Below are 20455 nucleotides of genomic sequence, written 5' to 3'. Positions count from 1 at the left end.
CCCTTCGGGATGAATGGGTAGGTGGGTGGAGCTCAATGTAGGAGGTTGGTTTGGGGGGATAAAGGTGGGGGCGGGAACATCATTAGTGACGTGATGTAATGAGTCAGTCCTCAGATCAGACCTTAACCTTTATGCTAATTATGGCTGGCCAATAATTATGGCGTGTCCATAAAAAGAGGTGGTCGACCAAGCGAAAACAGATTTGGTGCTGATCATCGACGAAGTGCAGCACGCGATTTCCTCCGACGACGGCAATCAACTGCTCCTGGCACTCAAAGCCGCTCGTGATGCAATAAACCCACGCCCTAATACACCTGGCTACTTTCTGTTCATCGGAACGGGATCGCACAGGGCGCAAGTCAGCGAACTGACTGCAAAGCGGAACCAAGCATTTTCCGGTGCAACGTCGGCGGCTTATCCGGTGTTGAAAGGGGATTACGTTGAGTACCTGCTGAACCGCCTCGCAATGACGGTGAAGAAGGAGAAATTGCCGTCTCTTGATGTTGCCATTGAAGCGTTCAACACCCTGGGGAATCGGCCAGAGGAAATGCTCAAGGCACTGCGACAGGTCGTGAGGTACGCGTGGAAGAGATTCAACCGGTGGTGATTGCGCTGGTTGCCGAGAACATCATCATGCGGCGTGGGCATGGGATCTATGCGATTACGGATCAGTTTGTTCAGGAGATTTGGTTGGAAGAACGAGCGTTGATTGATGCCAGTTAGAATCCAGATGAAGCCTGTAGCTCAATGCCGACTGGCCATTGAACGGTGCGGCGGTGTTGGGCTTTTCCGCAGCCTGAAAAGATGCCGACACACGGTCCGACACACACGTTGACACCCAGGCTATAGGGGCAGAGAATTTAATTGAGAGCGCGAAACCGACTGCCTCCAAGTGGCAATAGTCGGCGGAGGGACCTCGTTGATGACTTGGAAATCGACGCCTGGTGAGACCTCTTCTCCCCTGCTTGAGGGAGCACAATATCAAGCACCTTTTCATGAAAGCAGCCTGATCAGGCTGCTTTTTTTTTGCCTTGGGAAAAGGTTTCGTTGATAAACAAACACCCAAAAACGCCCACACCTCCCCCATCCGGGCCACTTTCTTGACCCCGATCATCTCCCCTCCAACAAAAATCTCGATCCTGTGCAAGCCTCCAGCCATCGGACGCAGAATCATTTCGCTACTAAACTCGGGACAAGCATGCTCTGGTGCAGGATCATAGCCGGCACGCGACCCACGCCCACCGGGCGGCAAGGTACACAACAATAGCCAGCCCACTTTAGAGGGCATTACCCAAATGGATAGCAGAACCTTACGCAACCTTATGCGCATCGTGCAGACCGGCTCGTTGTCGGCGGCGGCAGAGCATTCCTTTTTGACCGTGCAGGCATTGGCCGCGCAGTTGAACAAGGTCGAAGAGCAGTTCGGTTTTCGGTTGTTTCGTCGCTCCAACAAGGGGCTGACCCTGACCACACAGGGCACGGAGCTCACGCCCTACATGGACAAAGTGTTGGTCGCCACGCGGCAGCTGGAAGAGAAAGTCGCCGCGCTCAAGGTGCCCGGGCAGCGCACGCTCAAGGTTGCGCTTAACACCACGCTCTCGGCCGACTTCAACCGGCGAATGATCGGACGCCTCATCGAGGTGTTTCCTGATTATCAGCTGGAATTCAGCTACGCCGAGTCGATGGAAAACCTCAGTAAATTGAAGAATGAGGACTTCGACCTGGCCGTGCTGATCGGGCCGCAACAGCCGGGGTTGCCCAGCATTGCCCTGCCCGATGTGCAAGTGCAGGTGGTCGGTGCTCATTGCGGTCAGGAAAACGACCCGCTGGTGCTACTTGGCAATAAATTTCAGGTTCGGCCGGCCGACGACTGTCCGTACTCCCACAGCTTCTTGCGCTTTCTCGACGCAGGCCTTGGCAACTACGAGTCAGGCAAGCGGATGATCTATTCCTGCAGTGAAACCCTGACCCTATCGTTGATCACGCAAATGGACGGCCTGGGCATGGTTTCCCGTGAGGCGGCCCTGCGTAACGGCCTGACCATCTTCCCGGGGTTCGAGGATTCCCTCGAAGTGCGGCTGGCGATCAATAATCCCGAGTTGTCGGGTCAGGCCTTGAATGAAGTGGTCGATCTGCCGTTACATGAACGAGCCGAGCGCAATGTACGCAGCCGTTCCCACCGCAACGGAGAGAAAGAGGTTTTTGCTGAAATACGCACATAACAACGTCGGAATGGCTGCATAAAATTCCGGGCGATCGAGCTGCACATGCTGATCCTTGATCAACAGGGGCGTGAGGCTGATGGCAGCCACGATCGCCACCGGCAGGTATTCCAGCGCCCGGGCGACCAGAGGTGGCCAATGATCGGTGTTCACCTGCAGCGGTAACGCGCGTGGCAGGAATGTCACGGCCATCATCAGCGCGACGACCAGGATCAGGAACGTTTGGTCAGGCATACACCCACTCCGCAGCCCACGAATGTGGCGATGAATACGTTGAAGGGTGAGTTGCCAATCAGGCTCAGTGCCCCCATGCAAGCGACCGCGGCCAGTGCAGCGATCAGTTTGTTGCGGGTGTTGCAGAGCGATACCAGCACGTAGAGCATCATCGCGGTCAGTGCATAGTCGAGCTGATATTTGATCAGGTGCGCCGCGTACTGCGCGCAGATCGCCCCCAGCAAACCGCCGAGTACCCACGAGGTGTGGCAATACAGATTGAAGCCGATCAGGTAACGCACATTGACCGGCGAGCCCTTGCCCAGTTTGACGCTGTGGAAGGCGAACGATTCATCGGTCAGCCCACCGGCATAACACCAGCGTTCCAGACGGCTGAGCCCCATCGCCTGCAGGGCCTTGGCCATGTAGACCGACATCAGCATGTGCCGCGCGTTGATCAGAAACGTGGTGAGGATGATAGTGGTCAGCGACGCGCCGCTGGAGATCAGCGCCAGAGCGGCGAACTGCGAGGCACCGGCGTAGACGAACAGGCACATCGCGACCGGCAGCCACACGGGCATCCCGGCATTGACGGCCATCAGACCGAACACAAACGACACCGTGAAGTAGCCCGCAACCACCGGGCTGGCTTCAGCAAACGTGCGCGAGGGCTGGGGCTCGACCATCAGCGGCTGGCTGCTGGACGTCTCATTCATAGGTCCCTCTCAAAGGTAGTTTCGCCGCGCGGCTCACAAAAGCCCTGGGCACTCCAAAAACGTTTGCCGGCAAGGTTAGCATCGTCGACGAACAGGAACATCCGCAGCACACCCACCCGTTTCATGTCCGCCGAGGCCGCTTCCACCAGACGCTGACCGACGCCCTGGCTGCGATACAACGGGCTCACCGCCAGGTGATTGATGGTGCCACGGCTGCCAAGCATGCCGCCCAACACCGCGCCGACCACTTCGCCACTGACATCGAGTGCGAGGAACGCGGTGGTGGTTTTCTGCACCAGCACACCGCGCAGGCATTTGGCGTCCTGCCATTCACAGAACGACACTTCTTCGAATTGCCGAAAGAAGCGCTCCAGGCGTTGGGCATCCTTGGCCGTCGCGCGTCGCAGCATCACCGGTGCAGAGCACTCGGCGATGTTCATCATGGGGTCGAACTGTTCAGCGAACAATGTCGAAAGCGGTCCCGGGCCGCGAGAAGGAAATGGCCAGAATCTGCCGATAGGCCATTTCGTGAGCATGGGTGTTGCGTGCCGGTGTCACGTAGTGACGCATGTCGCGATCGAGGAAGTAGGTGGTGTCGAGGATTTCCAGATAGGTCGTTGCCGCCAACTGTTCCTCTTGGGCCGAATACAAACGGCTCTCCGCCCCGTCCACATTGTTACGCCCCCAGAAATGCACACCGCTGAACGGATAACCGTCGCAGTGGATACCTTCCGGGGTAATTTCCAGTTGCTTGCCCGGCTTGATCTCGATGCGGATCTGATGAATCTGGCATTGCCAGATTTCGTCGTGCAGTTCCGGCGGCAATACGTGTTTGTACACCTCGAAATCCGTATCGATCAGGCTGCGCATCACCGGCGAATTAATGACTTCATTGGAGAAGTCCTGGAAGTGCCGCTCCAGTCCACCGACGTAGCTGTTGTTGGCCTTCGATTGCACGTAGGCGCGATGTTCCAATTGCTTCAAGTCACGGGTGACCGGGTTGTATTCAAAATCGCTGTAGCGACGAAAACGCATGCCCGCATCGGCTTGGCCGTAATAACTGTCCGGCTCCATGTTTTCCCAACTTTTGGTCAATCTGACGAAGTCGGAAAAATGACCGAAGAGGTTGAAGTCGGCTCCCTGGACGTTGACATACTTGTCGCGCCGTAGCGATTCGCCAACTTCTCTGTTCAACACGATCATTACTAGGTCTCCGCTGCATTAAGCGGCCTAATCTAGTAGGTGCCGGATTGACGGCCCATGAGAAAGAATTTCAGGCATATCAAGCGTTGCTTGAAACGCAGGATAAAGTTGCTCCAATTCGACTTTTTACGATCGAAAACAGCCGTTTTCGGTGTTTTTATATGGTTATGAGGCAAAAAAACCCCGAACCAGTCAGGGTTTTTATCGAGTCTGAACAACTCAGCCGATCATCAGAAGATGTTGATCGGGTAATCCACGAATACGCGCAGTTCGTTGCCGCTGACGTTGTACTCGCTGGATTTCTGCGACACACGCAGGATCGAGCTGCGTACCTTCACGCTCAGGTCTTTGGCCGGGCCACTCTGCACGACGTACTTGAACTGGTTGAAGATCTCGCGCTCGGTGCCGCCTTCGCTGGTGGAAGTGGTGATGTTGTCGCCGCGCACGTAGGCCACGTTGTAGCTCAGGCCCGGAACGCCGAAGGCGCCGAAGTCCAGACCGTAACCCAGCTGCCAGCTGCGTTCGTCTTCGGCGTTGAAGTCGGACCAGTAGGAGTTCGCCAGGTATATGGTGTTGCCGCCGTCGCCGACGCGGTTTTGGCCGCGCTGATAGCCACCGTAGGCATAACCCAGGTTGCTGTCGCCGGTGCTGCGCTGGTGGGCGAGGGTGAACGAGTGCGGGCCAGTGGCGAAGGTCGCTGCCAGGCTCCAGATTTTGTTGTCGTCGCCGGTGACACCGTTTTCCCGGACGTAGGAGTTGTCCAGCTTGGTGCGATAGCCGTTGAAGTCCAGGGTCAGGGACTGATCCTTGGCGATCGGGAATACGTAGTTGGCGTTCACGTATTGTTTCTTCAGTACGTCTTCGACGTCGGAAGCGTACAGCGCTGCCTTGAACTGTTCGGTGAACTGGTAGCTACCGCCCAATACGTTGATCGACTTCAAGCCACCACTGTCACGGCCTTCAGCGCTTTTGCGCGATTCGGCGGTGAAGCGACCGGCGTTCAGCTCCAGGCCTTTGATCTCTTTGGAGGTGATCAAAGTGCCGGTATAGCTTTCAGGCAGCAGGCGAGAGTTGTCGTAGTTCAGCACCGGCAGGGCCGGCATCTGGTCACCATAGGTCAGCACGGTGCTGGAGATACGGAATTTGACCGCGCCACCGAACTTGGACAGGTCATCCGCCGCGTTGCCGCTGTCGCCCTGCTTGAAGAAGTCGATACCACCGGCGCCGCTGCGGCCTTTGCCGCCGTCCAGGCGCAGTGCGTACAGACCGAAGGCATCCACACCCACACCGACGGTGCCTTGGGTGAAACCGGACGAGTAAGTACCGATGGCCGCTTGGCCCCATTCGGCTTTGTCCGGGTTGCCATCTTTATAGTCACGATTGATGTAGGCGTTGCGCAGCAGCACTTTCAGGCTGCTGTCTTCAACAAAACCCTTGGATTCGGCCTGGTCGTTAGCCATGGCCTGTGTGGTGCTCAACATCCCCAGTGCGATCAGGCTGATTCGCTTGTTCAACATGTTATTTTCCTTATTACGGGTTGATACGCTCTGTGCCAAACAGCTGAAACGGCGCTATCGCGCTCTTTTTTCACCGCAAAAACAAAAAGGCCCGCCCACGAAAATTCGCGGCGGGCCTTTTATTGTTTTGTCAGTCGTGGCGGTTAGCCACAGGCGTTGGGGCGCATCCTATCTGCGCCCTTAATGATGTGTCAATTTCGTGAATCTTCTGTAAATAGGCGAAAATCGTCTAAGAAATCACTTGTCAGCGATAGCCAATTGCACGACATGGCTGTCGACGAATTGTTCGAAATGGGTGACTTTTCCGTCGGCCAGAGTCCACAAGTGCGCGACTCGGGCATTCATCGCACGACCGGTGGCTTTATAGACGCCGCTGTAATTGCCGTAGGCAAATACCTTGTCGCCCTGAGCGACGTAGTTCTCGACCTTGAACTGAAAATCTTCCCACTCAGTGGCCAGACGCTTGAAGACGTTTTCGACGATAGCGTCGAAACCGACGTAGGTCCCGGCGCAGGGGAAACCCGCCGCTTCGGTCCAGCGGGCGTCATCGGCCAGCGCCGCCGCGGTGTTGCGCGCATTCTCCTGGGAGTTGACGCCTTCGTAGGTGCTTTTGATCAGGCTCAGGTTATCCATGGTGACTCCAGGTGAGTTCAATGGGCGCAGCCGTCGAGGCCACAGGTTTGAAACGCGGATGAAGACTCTGTTGCCGAAAGCGACTGGCTCAACCATTGGGCGAAGGCTTGCGGCTTGCCGAGCCAGGGGCCGATATCGACCAGGGTGAACTGGCCATCCAGTTCCAGCGCGAAGGTAGGGAAGCCCTGACCGCCGACACGGGCCAAGAGTGCGCGGCTGTCCTTGATATGGCGATCGGTATCGGCTGCACTAAATGCCTGCTGGAAAGCCTCGGGCTCAAGACCTGTCTGTGCGGCGAGTTCAAGCAAAACAGCCTCGTCAGCGATGCGTCGACCTTCCACGTAATGAGCCGTCTGCAAACGCCCCAGCAACTCCAGTCCGCGCCCGGCGATCTGCTCGGCTGCCAGCACGGCGGCAATCGGCGGCGTGGAATCGAACACCGCCGTCCCATCACGCAGCAATCCCTCAAAATACGCCTCGCCGAACGGCTGGCCGGTGTACTCGGCGATACGTCGGTCATGGGGCATGACGTAATTGCGTAGTTGTGGCGAAACGGTTTGACGATTGGCACCGCTCATCATGCCGCCCCCGTGGCCGATCACCGGCAACACGGCTTGGGCAGCTTGCACCAAGGGTTTGGCGCCGTAGCACCAACCGCACAATGGGTCGTAAATATAGTGAAGGATCATGGGAAGACTCCGGCAACAAAGTAGAAAAACTCGATGCCGGCAGATTAATCCCCAGACAGTTTCGGAAAAACGCTGGAATGACTTTCAGTCTGTTTCTTGAATCGGTCGAATGCCCCTAGTGACCGGCACCTCCGATCTTGCAGGCATCCACTTTTCCAACGGGCATAAAAAAGCGCCGCCTTCCCGGCAGCGCCTTTATCAATCCGTTGTTTTTCTTCTTATCCTTCCATCACATCCCACAATGCTTCCAGTTCCGCCTCGCTGAATAAACCAGCGGGATAGCGCTCGATCATCATCCGGCGCGGATCAGGTTCTCTGATCTGACGCGTTCCATTGGACTTCAACCACTGTGCCAGGACTTGAAGCGATTCGCTGTTAACTGCCAGGGGATGCAGTGCCCGCTCGCCCACTACGTTCATTTCGGCGTTCATCTCAGCGCTCTCTCCTGGTTTGTGAGCGGCTAACTTATCCAAGGTTTATGACAGAACATCGAAGTTCTCTCCCTCCCCGTGTTGCGCCTTCGAAGATACAAGAGCTATGCCAATGTTTTCGAAGTGTCGATAAGTGGATACAAAAAAAGCCCGCAGTCCTGATGGGCTGCGGGCTTTGTGCAAAACGAAGAGGCTAAACCGTTGCTCAATCGATTTTTCAATCAACTCAAGCTGTTACGACCTCACTCACTCTTTGTGCGGAGCGGGCTGTTGTTGGGTAAGGCAATGAATGTTACCGCCCCCAAGTAACAGTTCGCGACCCGGCACCATGACGACTTCGTGCTGCGGGAACAGGTTCTGCAAAATCTCTTTGGCCGGCCCGTCCAGTGGGTCATCGAAGCTTGGCGCGATGATCCCACCGTTGACGATCAGGAAGTTCACATAAGAGCCGGCCAGACGCACGGTCGGATTGCGCTCCTGAGTGCCGTCCACCGGGTCCACACCTGCGCACTCTTCTTCGGTCGCATACAGCGGCCCCGGAATCGGCATTTTGTGCACCGTGAACGAGCGCCCCTTGGCATCGGTGCTGTTTTGCAGCACGTTCATGGCCGCCTGGCAGCGCGGGAAGTTCGGGTCCTGCGGGTCGTCGGTCCAGGCCAGCAACACTTCACCTGGACGCACGTAGCAGCAGAAGTTATCCACATGGCCGTCGGTTTCGTCGTTGAACAAACCGTCCGGCAGCCAGATGATCTTATCCACAGCCAGGTTTGCGCTGAGCACCGCTTCGATTTGCTCACGGCTCATGTGCGGATTGCGATTGCGGTTGAGCAGGCACTCTTCGGTGGTGATCAGGGTACCTTCGCCATCGACATGAATCGAGCCGCCTTCGAGCACAAAACCCTCGGTGCGGTAGCGCGGGCTGCGCTCGATTTCGAGGATCTTGCCCGCCACCTGCGAGTCACGGTTCCACGGCGAATACAAACCACCGTCGAAACCGCCCCAGGCATTGAAGTCCCAATCCACGCCACGGACTTCGCCACTGTTATTGATGACGAACGTCGGGCCGGTATCTCGAACCCAGGCGTCATCGCTGGACATCTCCACCACACGAATATTCGGCACATCGAGACGGGCGCGGGCATTTTCGTACTGGCCAGCGGAGACCGCTACGGTCACCGGTTCGAAACGCGCGATGGCCTTGGCCACTGCGACATGCGCGGCTTGCGCCGGTTTGCCACCCAGGCGCCAGTTGTCCGGACGCTCGGGCCAGACCATCCAGGTCTGGGTTTGGGGTGCCCACTCGGCAGGCATGTAAAAGCCGTCGGCGCGAGGGGTGCTGTTCAAAGTGGTCATGGCTTCAGGACTCCAGGGAACCGTCGAGGGTTTTGATCGCGCCGTACAGGTTCGGACGACGGTCGCGGAACGAACCCCAGGCGCTGCGAATGTGCTCCAGCTCATCGAGGTCGAAGCTGTGAACCAGAATGCCTTCTTCGGTTTTGTTCAGCTCTTGGACCTTCTCGCCAAACTGGTTGGCGATGAACGACGAGCCGTAGAAGGTAATGTCGTAGCCGTCCTGCTCTTCATTGCCGATGCGGTTGCTGGCGATCAGCGGCATCAGGTTGGCACCGGCATGGCCCTGTTGCACGCGCTGCCAGTGGTCACGGGACGAAATGGTCTTGTCGTGCGGCTCACTGCCAATGGCAGTCGGGTAGAACAGAATTTCCGCGCCTTGCAGCGCCATGCTGCGGGCGCACTCAGGGAACCACTGATCCCAGCAGATGCCCACGCCGATTTTCGCGTAACGGGTGTTCCACACTTTGAAACCGGTATCGCCCGGGTTGAAGTAGTACTTTTCGTGGTAGCCAGGGCCATCCGGGATGTGGCTTTTACGATAAATCCCGAGGTTGCTGCCGTCGGCATCGATGATCGCGATGCTGTTGAAGCGCGCGCGACCGGCCAATTCGTAGAAGCTGATCGGCAGCACCACTTGCAGTTCCTTGGCGACTTTCTGGAAGTGCTTGATGGCAACGTTGTCTTCTACCGTCGTGGCCAGTTGCAGGTAGTCCGGGTTCGGCTTCTGGCAGAAGTACGGAGCCTCGAACAGTTCCTGGATCAGGATGATTTGCGCACCTTTGGCCGCTGCCTCACGGACCAGCTTTTCAGCGGTCTCGATGTTGGCTTCGAGGTCCCAGGAACAGGCCATCTGGGTGGCGGCGACGGTAACGATACGACTCATGAATCATCTCCTGGGCAAGTGCTTGAGGGTCAGTGTGGCATCGACCGATGACAGAACGGGAATCACCGGGCGTGGTTCGTCCACACCGTGGGCAGTGGTGACTTTATAGCCGATAAAAATCGGCTTTAAAAGCAATAAATATCCACCACCTCTAAATAACCTCAAAAATTCCCGATAACAATCGACATTTACAACCTCTGCGAGCTGCCTACAAACCTTCGCCCAGCACCTTCGACAGCATGTCCACAAAGAAGTCCACACTCTGCCGCGACGTGACCATCGGCGGTTTGATCTTGAGAATGTTCAGGTAATCACCCGTCGGCTGCATGAAAATCCCCAACTCACGAAGGCGATCGCACAACGCCGTGGTTTCTTCGGTCGCCGGCTCAAGGGTTTCGCGATTGCGGACCAACTCCACGCCCAGATAGAAACCGGAACCATGCACCGCCCCCACCAACGGATGCCGGTCGATCAAGGCTTCAAGACGTTCCTTGAAGTACCCGCCCACGACCTGGGCGTTTTCCCAGAGTTTTTCTTCTTCCATCACATCCAGCACCGCCATGCCGATCCGGCAACTGACCGGGCTGCCGCCAGCGGACGAGAAGAAATAACCCTCGGCCTCCAGCGCTTCGGCGATCTCCCGGCGGGTAATGACGGCGCCCAACGGCTGGCCGTTACCCATGCCTTTGGCCATGGTGATGATGTCCGGCACCACGCCCTGCTCTTCAAAGCCCCAGAAAAATTCACCCATGCGGCCGTAACCGACCTGCACCTCATCGGCGATGCACACCCCGCCTTGAGCACGGACCAGTGCATAGACCTGCTTCAAATAGCCCGGTGGTAGCGAGATGCCGCCGGCATTGCCATACACCGGCTCGCAGATGAAACCGGCGAGTTGGCGTTTCTGCCCGGCGATTTTCGCCAGGTTGTGTTCGACGCTGCGCACGTAGTCCGGCGCGCTGTCCGGGCCACGGAATTCGCCGCGATAGGTGTTCGGCGCAGTCACCGGGTGCACCCAATCGGGACGGCTGCTCAAGGCCTTAGGGTTGTCGGCAATCGAAGTCGAGACCGCATCCGCCGCCACCGACCAGCCGTGATACGCCTCCAGCACACTGAGCATGTCGCGACCGCCGCTGTAGGCCCAGGCCAGGCGAATCGCCAGGTCATTGGCCTCGGTGCCGCTGTTGACCAGGAATACGCGATCCATGTTGTCCGGTGCCAGCTTTAGCAAGCGCTCGGAAAACTCGGCAATCGCGGCATAGTGAAAACGCGAGTTGGTGTTGAGCAACGACCATTGACGGCCGGCGACGGCGGCCATGCGCGGATGACCGTGACCCAACACCGCAACGTTATTGAGCATGTCGAGGTAGGAGCGGCCCTGCATGTCGATCAGGTGATTGCGCCAGCCACGCTCGATGCGTGGCGGATCGACGTAATAATGCTTCTGGGATCGGGCGAAACTGGCATCGCGGCGGGCCAGCAAGGTTTGCGGGTCGAGCTCCTCTTCGGCATCGCAAGCCAGGCCCAGCAACGCAGCCGGCGAGGGGCACAACGCCTGCCAGGCGGCAGCGCGCGAAGGTGTGCAAAACAACGGTGCGTCGAGCTGAGCACTGCGGCACAACTGTACGATCAACGCTCCGCTGACAGAGCCCAGCACCTGGCCTTTGACCAATGCCGCGCCACTACGCACCGATGGGGTCACACCCCACAACCGGACGCTGAGCTCTGGGCCGTCCAGTTGCAGCAGGCTCTCCCCTTCGATATGGATGACCCCGGCAAAGGGTGCTTCGACCGCCGTGCCGTCAGGCACTTGCAACGCCACATGCAATGGGAAAGTGTCTGGTTCGCTGGCACTGTCCGGTCGGGTTTGGGACAGACGATATTGGCCATATCGACTGGCCGCCAGTCCATGAGTTACGGCGGCTTCCGTCAACAGACGCAGATCGATCCCCTGCTGCTCCCAGTTACCCGCTTCGAAATGCGGGCTGAGGACACCCAGATCGATCAAGGCAAACTCACGCCCCACCAGACTCGGCAGCAAGGGAGCAAAGCCTTCGCTGCCTATGCTCGGCAGGCCTTGACCAACCGCGGCAAGAATCGCCGCCTCCATCAATGCCAGCGGCACCGATATGGCCACGCGGAAAATTTCCCACTCATGGGTCAGGTTGTCGCGACTGTACTCGTTTCCCGGATCAATGCTGACCTGCTGTTCGCCACTCAGCACCAACACCGCCGAGCGCGCAACGATCAGCGGCCAGAGCGCCAGCAGTTCTTCATGTTGCAGCGGATTGATCGCGTGATAGGCCCGAACCGCCGGCAAAATGTAGAACGGATCGCCATCGGCATGGTGCAGCAGCGCGGCACAGGTCACCGACAGATCGGTGATCCGCCAGGTTCGGACCAGGTCGCCGAAATCGATGACACCCTGCAACTGCCATTGGCGCTGCGCATCTCGCTGCCAGACCACGTTGTCGTCGGTGATGTCCATATGAATCGCCTGCACCGGCAGCTTATCCACCAAGGGCTGCAAATGGCGCTCGGCCTGCTCGGCCGCTTCAGCAATCAGCTTGCGTTGCTGATCATCCTTGATCACCGGCAGCAAATGCGCGATCAACGCGTTGGCGTGGCGGGCGTCCCATTGAAGGGTGCGCTCAAGGCCAGGATGGTCGAAGCCGGCCAGCGCCAGGTCCATCTCGCCGCAGAGCCGACCGAAACCGGCGACCACTGCCTGGCTCAGATGGTCGAGGTGCGTCAGGGACTGGCCGTCGATGTAATCGAGCAGACGTACATGCACCGCTTGACCACCGACCTCCAGGGAGAGCAGGTCTGTACCATTTTTGGCCGGGATCACTCGCGGCACCTGCACGCCGGGATGTTCGGCCAAGTGCTTGAGCCCTGCGTGCTGGGCTTGCAGCTCCAGCACCGAGTAATCGCCACGACAGATTTTCAGGACGAAACGCCCCTGCTCGCTGTCGACGCGGTAGTTGAGATCCTGCTGGCTTCCAAGAGCCTGCAACCGTCCGCTCAGCCCGTAATGTTCTTCCAGTAACTCAAGCGCTTGCGCCGCGGACACTTGCGGGCTGGGCAGACTGGCGCGGTGAATCAACGTGGCGAGCGGCATACAACAACCCCTGAAATTTTATTAGGCGCTTATATCGCCACTGCCAGGGGCGATACGCAACCCCCCTTCCCTGGTTGGCCTGAATCAAATGCGTGAGCAACTCTCTTCACCGCCCCACTCGCGCCTGCCGGCACTTTGCGTAAGAATGTCGGCCATCAACGCCTATTGCTGGAGAAACACCATGAATGTGGTCACCACCAACCTGCCCGGTGTTCTGATCATCGAGCCCAAGGTATTTGGTGATGAGCGCGGCTTCTTCTATGAAAGCTTCAACGCCAAGGCTTTCGAAGAAGCAACCGGCCTGAACACCCGATTCGTGCAGGACAACCATTCCCGCTCGCAAAAAGGCGTACTGCGCGGCTTGCACTACCAGCTGCAAAACACTCAGGGCAAACTGGTCCGCGTCACCGTCGGTGAAGTGCTGGACGTGGCCGTGGACATTCGCCGCAGCTCGCCGCATTTCGGCAAATGGGTCGCGGTGCGCCTGTCCGCCAACAACCATCGCCAGCTCTGGGTACCGGAAGGTTTTGCCCATGGTTTCGTGGTGCTGAGCGATTTCGCCGAGTTCCTGTACAAAACCACCGACTACTACACACCGTCGGCCGAGCGCAGCATTCGCTGGGACGACCCGGATCTGGGCATCGACTGGCAGTTGGACGAAACACCGCAGCTGTCGGCCAAGGATCAGTCCGCCGCGTTCTTCAAGGACGCTGAAGTTTTTTCCTGAATTGCTGTCTGAATTTTCAGCGCCAGTGCGCACTTGATCCAGGGTGCGCAGACTGCGCCCGCAAGCCTAGGCATAATGCGTCTGTACCCACAGGCGCTTGATGCTCATGACACCGACCCTCCCCCGCAGACCCCGCTGGCGCAGCCTGGCACTGCTTGCGTTGTGCCTGGCACCCTTGCTGTGGCCGCTGGAGCATCTGGCCGAGCGTTATTACCGCAGCGAGCTGGCAGGGCAGAACCGTCAGACCCTCGACCTCTACGTCGCCAACCTGCTGGGTACCCTGCACCGCTATGAAGTGCTGCCGCAGATTCTCGGCGACCTGCCCGCCCTGCGTGCGACGTTGGGCGCCCCCGACGAGGGCGTGATTCAAGGCAATGCCAATCGTCTGTTGAAACACATCAGTGCCCAGACCGGCGCCGAAGTCATGTACCTGATGGACACCACCGGCAAGACGCTGGCGGCCTCCAACTGGGACAAACACGACAGCTTCGTCGGCCGCAATTTTTCTTTCCGTCCTTATTTCAGTGAAGCCATGGCCGGGCGCCTGGGGCGCTTCTTTGGCCTGGGCACCACCTCGGCCAAGCGCGGTTACTTCTTCGCCGCGGCGATACACGATCGTGAAAAAATCATCGGCGTGTTGGTGGTCAAGGTTGACCTCGATCACACCGAAAGCCTCTGGGGCAAAACCCCGGAACAACTGCTGGTCACCGACCACAACGGTGTGGTCATCCTCACGTCGCGGCCAGAATGGCGTTTCCGCTCGACCCGTCCATTGAGTGATGAGGAGAACAAGGCCGTCGCCGCGATTCAACCCTATCCGACCCGCGATCCAAAGCCGTTGAGTCTCGACCCCAATGCCTGGCTGACCCAAACCCGGCAGATCGAAGAAACCGGCTGGAGTGTCAGTATCCTTGCTCCACGCACCCTGATCGACCGCCCCGTGCGCACAGTCGTGGCCATCGGCGGCGCAACGCTGCTGGTATTGATGCTGCTGCTTGGCCTGATGATGCAACGCCGACGCCATTACCTGGAGCGGATCGCCTTCGAAGCCAAGGCCCGCCAGGAACTGGAAGGCCGGGTCGCCGAACGGACCAGCGACCTCGAGGGCCTCAACCGTCGACTGAAACAGGAAGTGCTGGAGCGCGAACACGCCCAGCAAGAACTGGTACGCGCTCAGGATGATCTGGTACAGGCCGGCAAGCTCTCGGCGTTGGGGACGATGTCGGCGAGTATCAGTCATGAACTCAACCAACCGCTGGCGGCAATCCGCAGCTACGCGGAAAACGCCGAAGTGCTGCTCGATCATCAGCGCACCGAGGATGCTCGCGGCAACCTCAAGCTGATCAGCGAACTGACCGGGCGCATGGCGTCGATCATCGCCCACCTGCGCGCCTTCGCCCGACGTGATCGCCACGCCCCGGAAAGCGTGGCCCTGCAACCGGCGCTGGACGACGCCCTGGCGTTACTGGCCAAACGTCGGCGCAGCATGGAAGTCGAGCTGATCCGCGACCTGCCGGCCGCCACCCTGTGGGTCGAGGCCGGAGAAACCCGTCTGCGCCAGGTACTCGGCAATCTGCTGGCCAATGCGCTCGATGCGCTGACGGAAAAAGGCCCGCCGCGTAAACTCTGGTTGAGCGCCCAATCCACCACCGACGGCGTCACTCTGTACATTCGCGACAACGGCCCCGGGTTCTGCCTGGAAGCGCTGGGTCGTGCCGGCGAGCCCTTCTACACCACCAAGACCCGCACTCAGGGACTTGGGCTGGGGCTGGCGATCTGCGACACCCTGATGCGCGCCTTCGGTGGTGAACTGTCGTTCTCCAACCATAAGGAAGGCGGCGCCCTGATTACCCTGAAGCTGCGCGCAGGCGCGCCGGGCGTGAGCCTGCAACCGTCCGAGGACCGAAGTGCATGACCATCGACAACCGCATCCAGGTCGTGTTGATCGACGACGATCCCCACCTGCGCCAGGCCCTGAGCCAGACCCTGGACCTGGCCGGCCTGAAGATCCTGCCGCTCGCTGAAGCCAAGGGCCTGGCCGGGCAACTGGAACGCGACTGGCCGGGAGTGGTGGTCAGTGACATCCGCATGCCGGGCATGGACGGCCTCGAACTACTGACCGAACTCCACGCCCAGGATCCGGAGCTGCCCGTGCTGCTGATCACCGGCCACGGCGATGTACCCCTGGCGGTGCAAGCCATGCGCGCCGGGGCTTATGACTTTCTGGAAAAACCTTTCGCCAGTGACGCCCTGCTCGACAGCGTACGTCGCGCCCTGGCCCTGCGCCGTCTGGTGCTGGACAACCGCAGCCTGCGACTGGCCCTGAGCGATCGCAACGAACTGAGCGCTCGACTGGTCGGGCAATCGGCGCCGATGCTGCGCCTGCGCGAGCAGATCGGGGCACTGGCGGCGACCAAGGCCGACGTGCTGATCCTCGGCGAAACCGGTGCGGGCAAAGAAGTGGTGGCCCGCGCGCTGCACGACTTGTCGAGTCGGCGTAACGGCCCGTTCGTGGCAATCAACGCCGGGGCCCTGGCCGAGTCGGTGGTGGAAAGCGAGCTGTTCGGTCATGAACCGGGCGCGTTTACCGGCGCGCAGAAGCGCCGCATCGGCAAGTTCGAATTCGCCAACGGCGGCACGTTGTTCCTCGATGAAATCGAAAGCATGAGCCTGGACGTGCAGGTGAAATTACTGCGTTTGCTGCAAGAGCGGGTCGTCGAACGCCTGGGCGGCAATCAGTTGATCCCGCTGGACATCCGCATCATCGCCGCGACCAAGGAAGACCTGCGGCAATCCGCCGATCAGGGGCGCTTCCGTGCCGACCTGTATTACCGCCTGAACGTTGCGCCGTTGCGCATTCCGCCACTGCGCGAACGGGGCGAAGATGCGCTGGTGCTGTTCCAGCATTTCGCTGACGAAGCCAGCGCCCGCCACGGCTTGCCGCCCCACGAACTGCAACCGGGGCAACGGGCGCTGCTGCTGCGTCACAGCTGGCCAGGTAACGTGCGAGAACTGCAGAACGCCGCCGAGCGCTTTGCCCTGGGCCTGGAGCTGGCACTGGACAACAGTGCGCCGGATGGCGGTGTCGGCACCACGGTTGAAGTGGTCAGCGGCGGCTTGAGCGAGCAAGTCGAGAACTTCGAGAAAAGCCTGATTGCCGCCGAACTGGCGCGCTCGCACAGCTCCGTGCGCAGCCTCGCCGAAGCGCTCGGCATTCCGCGCAAAACCCTGCACGACAAGCTGCGCAAGCATGGCCTGAACTTCGCCGATGGCGGCACCAGCAGCCATACCGACGACCTCGATTGAGCTACCGTAAAATCATCCTCATCAAACAAAAGGCCCGCGAATGAACCGCGACAGTCGTCACCTGGAATCGATCCTCTATCGCGACATCCCCCTCACACGGGACATGGGCCTCAAAGTGCTCGACTGGCACGACCAACAACTGCGCCTGCATCTGCCGCTTGCGCCCAACGTCAATCACAAGAGCACCATGTTCGGTGGCAGCCTGTATTGCGGCGCGGTGCTGGCCGGCTGGGGCTGGCTGCATTTGCGTTTGCGTGAAGAAGGCATCGAAGACGGGCACATCGTGATTCAGGAAGGGCAGATCAACTACCCGCTGCCGGTCACCATGGACGCGACAGCGATTTGCCAGACACCGAGTGCGACGGTGTGGAGGAAGTTCCTGGCGATGTATCGACGCTATGGGCGAGCGCGGTTGACGCTGCATTCGCGGATCGTGAATGCCGGGAGTGAAGAGGATGCGGTGAGGTTTACCGGGCAATACGTCCTTCACCGGTAAAGCAAACGATCTTAAAAGATCGCAGCCTCGTTGCACTCGACAGCTCCTACAGAGAAGCGCGCCCCCTGTAGGAGCTGTCGAGTGAAACGAGGCTGCGATCTCTTGATCTTTACGCCCGAGCGAGCGCCAATAGTTTCTCCCGCCATGCCGCTTTAGCCGGCAGCGCCAGGAAGAACTCATTCAGCAACGATTCCCGCGCCGGATAACAGAACGGCGCGCCGCTCAAATCCAGCACCTCACCGCCGGCGCCTTCCAGCACACCTTGAGCCGCGGCCGTGTCCCACTGCGAAGTCGGCGCCAATCGCGGATAACAATCCGCAGCCCCTTCCGCCAGCAGGCAAAACTTCAGCGAGCTGCCGATATTCGCCAGTTGCAGCTCGCCCAGACTGTCACTCAACCCCGCCAGTAAGCGCTCCTGCTCAGGGCTCGAATGACGACGACTGGCGACCACCGTGAAGGCTTCACCCGCAGCCGGCACCTCGCGAACCTGAATTGGCAACGGCTCGGCGCCTTTATCGCCGCGCCAGGCACCCAGCCCGGCACCGCCTACATAAAAACGCCCGCTGGTCGGCATCGACACCACGCCGAACACCACACGCCCCTGCTCGATCAGCGCAATGTTCACGGTGAACTCTTCGCTGCCGGAGATGAACTCCTTAGTGCCGTCCAGTGGGTCGACCAACCACCAACGCTGCCAGCCGGCACGCACGCTCTGGGGGATGTTGGCATCCTCTTCGGACAGCACCGGAATAGTCGGGTCCAGCGCCGTCAACCCGGCAAGAATCACATGGTGAGCGGCCATGTCGGCAGCTGTGACCGGGGAATCATCGGACTTTGCCGTCACGGCAACGTTGACGCGCCAGAACGGCAGGATCGCCTCGCCAGCCTTCAATGCCAGTTCTACCACCGGTGCCATCAACGGATGGGGAAAATTCAACTTCATGGCAGGAACACCCCACGCTGAGTCAACAGATCACGGGCCAGATACAGCGCCGCCAAGGCACGGCCCTCGGTGAATCGCGGGTTCTGCGCCAACGCCGACAATTCCCGCAGGTTGATCTTGTCCATCCCCATCGGCTCGGGCTCGTCACCCTCCAGGCGTTCTTCGTACAAATCGGTGGCCAGCACCACCTGGATTTTCTGGCTCATGTAGCCAGGTGACAACGACAACTCGGTCAGGTGCTCCAGTTGCCGCGCGCCATACCCGGCCTCTTCCTTGAGCTCCCGCTCGGCCGCCGCCAGCACGTCTTCGCCCGGCTCGATCAAGCCTTTGGGGAGGGACAATTCGTAGGCATCGGTGCCACCGCAGTATTCCTCCACCAACACGGCGTGGTCCGCGTCGAGCATCGCCACGATCATCACCGCACCATAACCAGCGCCTTTGCCGACCAATCGCTCGTAAGTGCGCTCCACGCCATTGGAAAAGCGCAATTTCAGCTCTTCGACACAGAATAATCGGCTGGTGGCGACGATTTCGCGGGCGAGTATGGTGGGTTTCTGGCGCATGGGAAGCTCCTTGGCGTGAACGCGTTACTATACCCGGCCTATCCTGATTGTTTACCTCGGATATCTTTTTTACCGCTGGAGAAGTTTTTTATGTCCCTGCTGCCCTGGCGCGACATCGATACCGTTCTGCTGGACATGGACGGCACGCTGCTGGACCTGCACTACGACAACCATTTCTGGCTGGAACACCTGCCAAAGCGTTATGCCGAGTTGCACGGGGTGAGCCTGGCCATGGCGGAGCTGGAATTGCAGCCACTGTTCGAGCGCCATGCCGGTCAGTTGCAGTGGTATTGCCTGGACTTCTGGAGCGCCGAACTGAAGTTGTCGGTACGCGAACTGAAACTGGAAACCGCGCACCTGATCGCCTTGCGTCCGGATGCGGACACTTTTCTGGCAGCGATAAAACAGGCCGGCAAGCGCGTGGTACTGATCACCAACGCCCACCGCGATTCGTTGTCATTGAAACTGGAAAGAATTGAACTGGCGCCTTATTTCGAGCGCTTGATCAGCTCTCACGATTACGGTTTCGCCAAAGAAGACCCGCAGTTCTGGGATGCCTTGCAGGCCGATATCGGCTTCGACCCGGCACGCTGTCTGTTCATCGACGACACCCTGCCGATCCTGCGCAGCGCACGCAATTTTGGGGTGGCGCACCTGCTGGCCGTGAGCGAGCCGGACAGCCGCAAAGGGCCGAAGGACACGGCAGAGTTTGCGGCGGTGGGGGATTATCGGGAGTTCATCGCAGGGCTCTGACTCAATGTAGGAGCTGCCGCAGGCTGCGATCTTTTGATCTTGATCTTTGGCAGTTTCAATGCCGCCAGGATCAAAAGATCGCAGCCTGCGGCAGCTCCTACGGGCCTCACATTACTCAGGAATCCGCAACACCTGCCCCGGATAGATTTTGTCCGGGTGCGAAAGCATTGGTTTGTTGGCTTCAAAGATTTTGTTGTACTTGTTCGCGTCGCCGTATGCCGCCTTGGAAATCGCGCTGAGGGTGTCGCCCTTTTTAACGGTGACGAACCGCGCTGCCTTGGCAACCGGCCCCGTTACGGTGATCTGGTCATCGACGCTACCGACACCGGCAATATTGCCCACGGCCAATAGAATTTTTTCCTTCTCTTCCTGGCTTGCCACTTCACCGGTGACGGTGACTTTGTCGCCATCGATGGTCGCCTGAACATTCGGGTTACCCAAGCCGACCTTGCTGATGTGTGCCTTCAGCTGCTCGCTGGCGTTGGCATTGCCAGGTGTCAGCAGATCAATAAGTTTTTCACCTGCTTCTTTCACAAAGCTAAAAATACTCATGGTGCACGCTCCTTGGGATTTGGGTTCCAGACGCCCAAGACTAGACCAGTCGTTTGAAGACCGGTTCCCAACCGACCAATGACCCAACCCCGCGCAGGCGGTAGAATCGCAAACCTTGCCGGCGCCCTGGAGCG

20 protein-coding genes and 1 pseudogene are annotated in these 20455 nt (G+C 59.1%); 7 read left to right on the top strand and 14 right to left on the bottom strand.

The genetic code is table 11. The features are described from left to right. Positions 1-175 precede the first annotated feature (175 nt). Together ACEN9A_RS00790 and ACEN9A_RS00785 are read left to right on the top strand one after the other, a co-directional pair. Positions 176-723: pseudogene (locus ACEN9A_RS00790) on the top strand (ATP-binding protein); the annotation flags it as partial. Between the two features lie 572 nt (positions 724-1295). Further along, positions 1296-2222, top strand: coding sequence for a LysR family transcriptional regulator (locus ACEN9A_RS00785; protein ID WP_026346062.1), 927 nt, complete (start codon positions 1296-1298; stop codon positions 2220-2222). Here ACEN9A_RS00785 and ACEN9A_RS00780 read toward each other — a convergent pair. The 11 genes from ACEN9A_RS00780 to ACEN9A_RS00730 all read right to left on the bottom strand — a co-directional run bounded on the left by ACEN9A_RS00780 (position 2139) and on the right by ACEN9A_RS00730 (position 12981). Next, on the bottom strand, positions 2139-2456 hold the full coding sequence (locus tag ACEN9A_RS00780; RefSeq protein ID WP_007939492.1) for an AzlD domain-containing protein: 318 nt from the start codon (positions 2454-2456) through the stop codon (positions 2139-2141). The two genes, ACEN9A_RS00785 and ACEN9A_RS00780, sit on opposite strands and share 84 nt — an antisense overlap. Continuing rightward, positions 2435-3151, bottom strand: a complete 717-nt coding sequence (locus tag ACEN9A_RS00775) for an AzlC family ABC transporter permease (protein WP_019651478.1) — start codon at positions 3149-3151, stop codon at positions 2435-2437. Before ACEN9A_RS00775 ends, ACEN9A_RS00780 begins: the two co-directional genes overlap by 22 nt. After that, positions 3148-3561, bottom strand: coding sequence for a GNAT family N-acetyltransferase (locus ACEN9A_RS00770; RefSeq protein WP_177324976.1), 414 nt, complete (start codon positions 3559-3561; stop codon positions 3148-3150). The genes ACEN9A_RS00775 and ACEN9A_RS00770 overlap by 4 nt, the downstream gene beginning before the upstream one ends. Positions 3562-3607: 46 nt before the next feature. Next, positions 3608-4354, bottom strand: coding sequence for a 2OG-Fe dioxygenase family protein (locus ACEN9A_RS00765; RefSeq protein ID WP_258671999.1), 747 nt, complete (start codon positions 4352-4354; stop codon positions 3608-3610). Positions 4355-4584: 230 nt separating this feature from the next. After that, on the bottom strand, positions 4585-5871 hold the full coding sequence (locus ACEN9A_RS00760) for an OprD family porin (protein ID WP_258671997.1): 1287 nt from the start codon (positions 5869-5871) through the stop codon (positions 4585-4587). Positions 5872-6108: 237 nt separating this feature from the next. Next, the gene (locus tag ACEN9A_RS00755; RefSeq protein ID WP_258671996.1) at positions 6109-6504 is read right to left on the bottom strand and encodes a nuclear transport factor 2 family protein; all 396 of its coding nucleotides are present in this window, start codon (positions 6502-6504) and stop codon (positions 6109-6111) included. Positions 6505-6521: 17 nt separating this feature from the next. Beyond that, positions 6522-7193, bottom strand: a complete 672-nt coding sequence (locus tag ACEN9A_RS00750) for a DsbA family protein (RefSeq protein WP_258671995.1) — start codon at positions 7191-7193, stop codon at positions 6522-6524. A 218-nt stretch (positions 7194-7411) separates the two neighbouring features. After that, positions 7412-7624 carry a hypothetical protein gene (locus ACEN9A_RS00745; RefSeq protein WP_018929289.1) on the bottom strand — a complete coding sequence of 71 codons (213 nt, stop codon included), beginning with the start codon at positions 7622-7624 and terminating at the stop codon, positions 7412-7414. 246 nt (positions 7625-7870) lie between these two features. Next, positions 7871-8977 (bottom strand): agmatine deiminase, encoded by a 1107-nt coding sequence (gene aguA, locus ACEN9A_RS00740; RefSeq protein WP_258671993.1) that lies wholly within the window; start codon positions 8975-8977, stop codon positions 7871-7873. 4 nt (positions 8978-8981) lie between these two features. Then, on the bottom strand, positions 8982-9860 hold the full coding sequence (gene aguB / locus ACEN9A_RS00735) for an N-carbamoylputrescine amidase (protein WP_019581765.1): 879 nt from the start codon (positions 9858-9860) through the stop codon (positions 8982-8984). 208 nt (positions 9861-10068) lie between these two features. Next, a complete protein-coding gene (locus ACEN9A_RS00730) occupies positions 10069-12981 on the bottom strand; it encodes an aminotransferase (RefSeq protein ID WP_258671992.1) in 2913 nt (970 codons plus the stop codon). A gap of 181 nt (positions 12982-13162) precedes the next feature. On the opposite strand from ACEN9A_RS00730, the gene rfbC reads away from it, so the two are divergent. From rfbC to ACEN9A_RS00710, 4 genes are all read left to right on the top strand, one after another. Then, positions 13163-13708, top strand: a complete 546-nt coding sequence (rfbC, locus tag ACEN9A_RS00725; protein ID WP_258671989.1) for a dTDP-4-dehydrorhamnose 3,5-epimerase — start codon at positions 13163-13165, stop codon at positions 13706-13708. A 106-nt stretch (positions 13709-13814) separates the two neighbouring features. Beyond that, positions 13815-15623: a sensor histidine kinase gene (locus tag ACEN9A_RS00720; RefSeq protein WP_258671988.1), complete on the top strand. Its 1809-nt coding sequence runs from the start codon at positions 13815-13817 to the stop codon at positions 15621-15623. Continuing rightward, positions 15620-17014, top strand: a complete 1395-nt coding sequence (locus tag ACEN9A_RS00715) for a sigma-54-dependent transcriptional regulator (protein WP_018929295.1) — start codon at positions 15620-15622, stop codon at positions 17012-17014. The genes ACEN9A_RS00720 and ACEN9A_RS00715 overlap by 4 nt, the downstream gene beginning before the upstream one ends. 40 nt (positions 17015-17054) lie before the next feature. After that, entirely contained in the window at positions 17055-17510 is a 456-nt protein-coding gene (locus ACEN9A_RS00710) for a YiiD C-terminal domain-containing protein (RefSeq protein WP_019651489.1), read from the top strand. A 109-nt stretch (positions 17511-17619) separates the two neighbouring features. Here the strand turns inward: ACEN9A_RS00710 and cysQ are convergent, their stop codons facing one another. After that, positions 17620-18453: a 3'(2'),5'-bisphosphate nucleotidase CysQ gene (gene cysQ / locus ACEN9A_RS00705; protein WP_019651490.1), complete on the bottom strand. Its 834-nt coding sequence runs from the start codon at positions 18451-18453 to the stop codon at positions 17620-17622. Then, complete coding sequence (nudE, locus tag ACEN9A_RS00700) at positions 18450-19016, bottom strand: ADP compounds hydrolase NudE (protein ID WP_018929298.1); 567 nt, start codon at positions 19014-19016, stop codon at positions 18450-18452. Before nudE ends, cysQ begins: the two co-directional genes overlap by 4 nt. 90 nt (positions 19017-19106) lie before the next feature. Here nudE and yrfG point away from each other — a divergent pair, with 90 nt between their 5' ends. Then, the gene (gene yrfG, locus ACEN9A_RS00695) at positions 19107-19769 is read left to right on the top strand and encodes a GMP/IMP nucleotidase (protein ID WP_258671985.1); all 663 of its coding nucleotides are present in this window, start codon (positions 19107-19109) and stop codon (positions 19767-19769) included. 111 nt (positions 19770-19880) lie between these two features. Here yrfG and lysM read toward each other — a convergent pair whose 3' ends face one another. Continuing rightward, positions 19881-20321, bottom strand: coding sequence for a peptidoglycan-binding protein LysM (lysM, locus tag ACEN9A_RS00690; RefSeq protein ID WP_258671984.1), 441 nt, complete (start codon positions 20319-20321; stop codon positions 19881-19883). Between the last annotated feature and the right edge of the window lie 134 nt (positions 20322-20455).

Source organism: Pseudomonas sp. Pseusp18 (assembly GCF_059506005.1).
The sequence above is the reverse complement of the archived record's forward strand: the minus strand, read 5'-3'. Positions and strand labels throughout refer to the sequence as shown.

What these genes read in the sequence shown, in the direction of transcription:
- ACEN9A_RS00750 (WP_258671995.1), bottom strand. Translation starts at nt 7,193, where the DNA reads ATGATCCTTCACTATATTTACGACCCATTGTGCGGTTGGTGCTACGGC.
- ACEN9A_RS00730 (WP_258671992.1), bottom strand. Translation starts at nt 12,981, where the DNA reads ATGCCGCTCGCCACGTTGATTCACCGCGCCAGTCTGCCCAGCCCGCAA.
- ACEN9A_RS00770 (WP_177324976.1), bottom strand. Translation starts at nt 3,561, where the DNA reads ATGCTGCGACGCGCGACGGCCAAGGATGCCCAACGCCTGGAGCGCTTC.
- ACEN9A_RS00765 (WP_258671999.1), bottom strand. Translation starts at nt 4,354, where the DNA reads ATGATCGTGTTGAACAGAGAAGTTGGCGAATCGCTACGGCGCGACAAG.
- rfbC (WP_258671989.1), top strand. Translation starts at nt 13,163, where the DNA reads ATGAATGTGGTCACCACCAACCTGCCCGGTGTTCTGATCATCGAGCCC.
- nudE (WP_018929298.1), bottom strand. Translation starts at nt 19,016, where the DNA reads ATGCGCCAGAAACCCACCATACTCGCCCGCGAAATCGTCGCCACCAGC.
- ACEN9A_RS00755 (WP_258671996.1), bottom strand. Translation starts at nt 6,504, where the DNA reads ATGGATAACCTGAGCCTGATCAAAAGCACCTACGAAGGCGTCAACTCC.
- cysQ (WP_019651490.1), bottom strand. Translation starts at nt 18,453, where the DNA reads ATGAAGTTGAATTTTCCCCATCCGTTGATGGCACCGGTGGTAGAACTG.
- ACEN9A_RS00780 (WP_007939492.1), bottom strand. Translation starts at nt 2,456, where the DNA reads ATGCCTGACCAAACGTTCCTGATCCTGGTCGTCGCGCTGATGATGGCC.
- ACEN9A_RS00775 (WP_019651478.1), bottom strand. Translation starts at nt 3,151, where the DNA reads ATGAATGAGACGTCCAGCAGCCAGCCGCTGATGGTCGAGCCCCAGCCC.
- lysM (WP_258671984.1), bottom strand. Translation starts at nt 20,321, where the DNA reads ATGAGTATTTTTAGCTTTGTGAAAGAAGCAGGTGAAAAACTTATTGAT.
- ACEN9A_RS00760 (WP_258671997.1), bottom strand. Translation starts at nt 5,871, where the DNA reads ATGTTGAACAAGCGAATCAGCCTGATCGCACTGGGGATGTTGAGCACC.
- ACEN9A_RS00720 (WP_258671988.1), top strand. Translation starts at nt 13,815, where the DNA reads ATGACACCGACCCTCCCCCGCAGACCCCGCTGGCGCAGCCTGGCACTG.
- ACEN9A_RS00785 (WP_026346062.1), top strand. Translation starts at nt 1,296, where the DNA reads ATGGATAGCAGAACCTTACGCAACCTTATGCGCATCGTGCAGACCGGC.
- ACEN9A_RS00710 (WP_019651489.1), top strand. Translation starts at nt 17,055, where the DNA reads ATGAACCGCGACAGTCGTCACCTGGAATCGATCCTCTATCGCGACATC.
- aguA (WP_258671993.1), bottom strand. Translation starts at nt 8,977, where the DNA reads ATGACCACTTTGAACAGCACCCCTCGCGCCGACGGCTTTTACATGCCT.
- yrfG (WP_258671985.1), top strand. Translation starts at nt 19,107, where the DNA reads ATGTCCCTGCTGCCCTGGCGCGACATCGATACCGTTCTGCTGGACATG.
- ACEN9A_RS00715 (WP_018929295.1), top strand. Translation starts at nt 15,620, where the DNA reads ATGACCATCGACAACCGCATCCAGGTCGTGTTGATCGACGACGATCCC.
- ACEN9A_RS00745 (WP_018929289.1), bottom strand. Translation starts at nt 7,624, where the DNA reads ATGAACGCCGAAATGAACGTAGTGGGCGAGCGGGCACTGCATCCCCTG.
- aguB (WP_019581765.1), bottom strand. Translation starts at nt 9,860, where the DNA reads ATGAGTCGTATCGTTACCGTCGCCGCCACCCAGATGGCCTGTTCCTGG.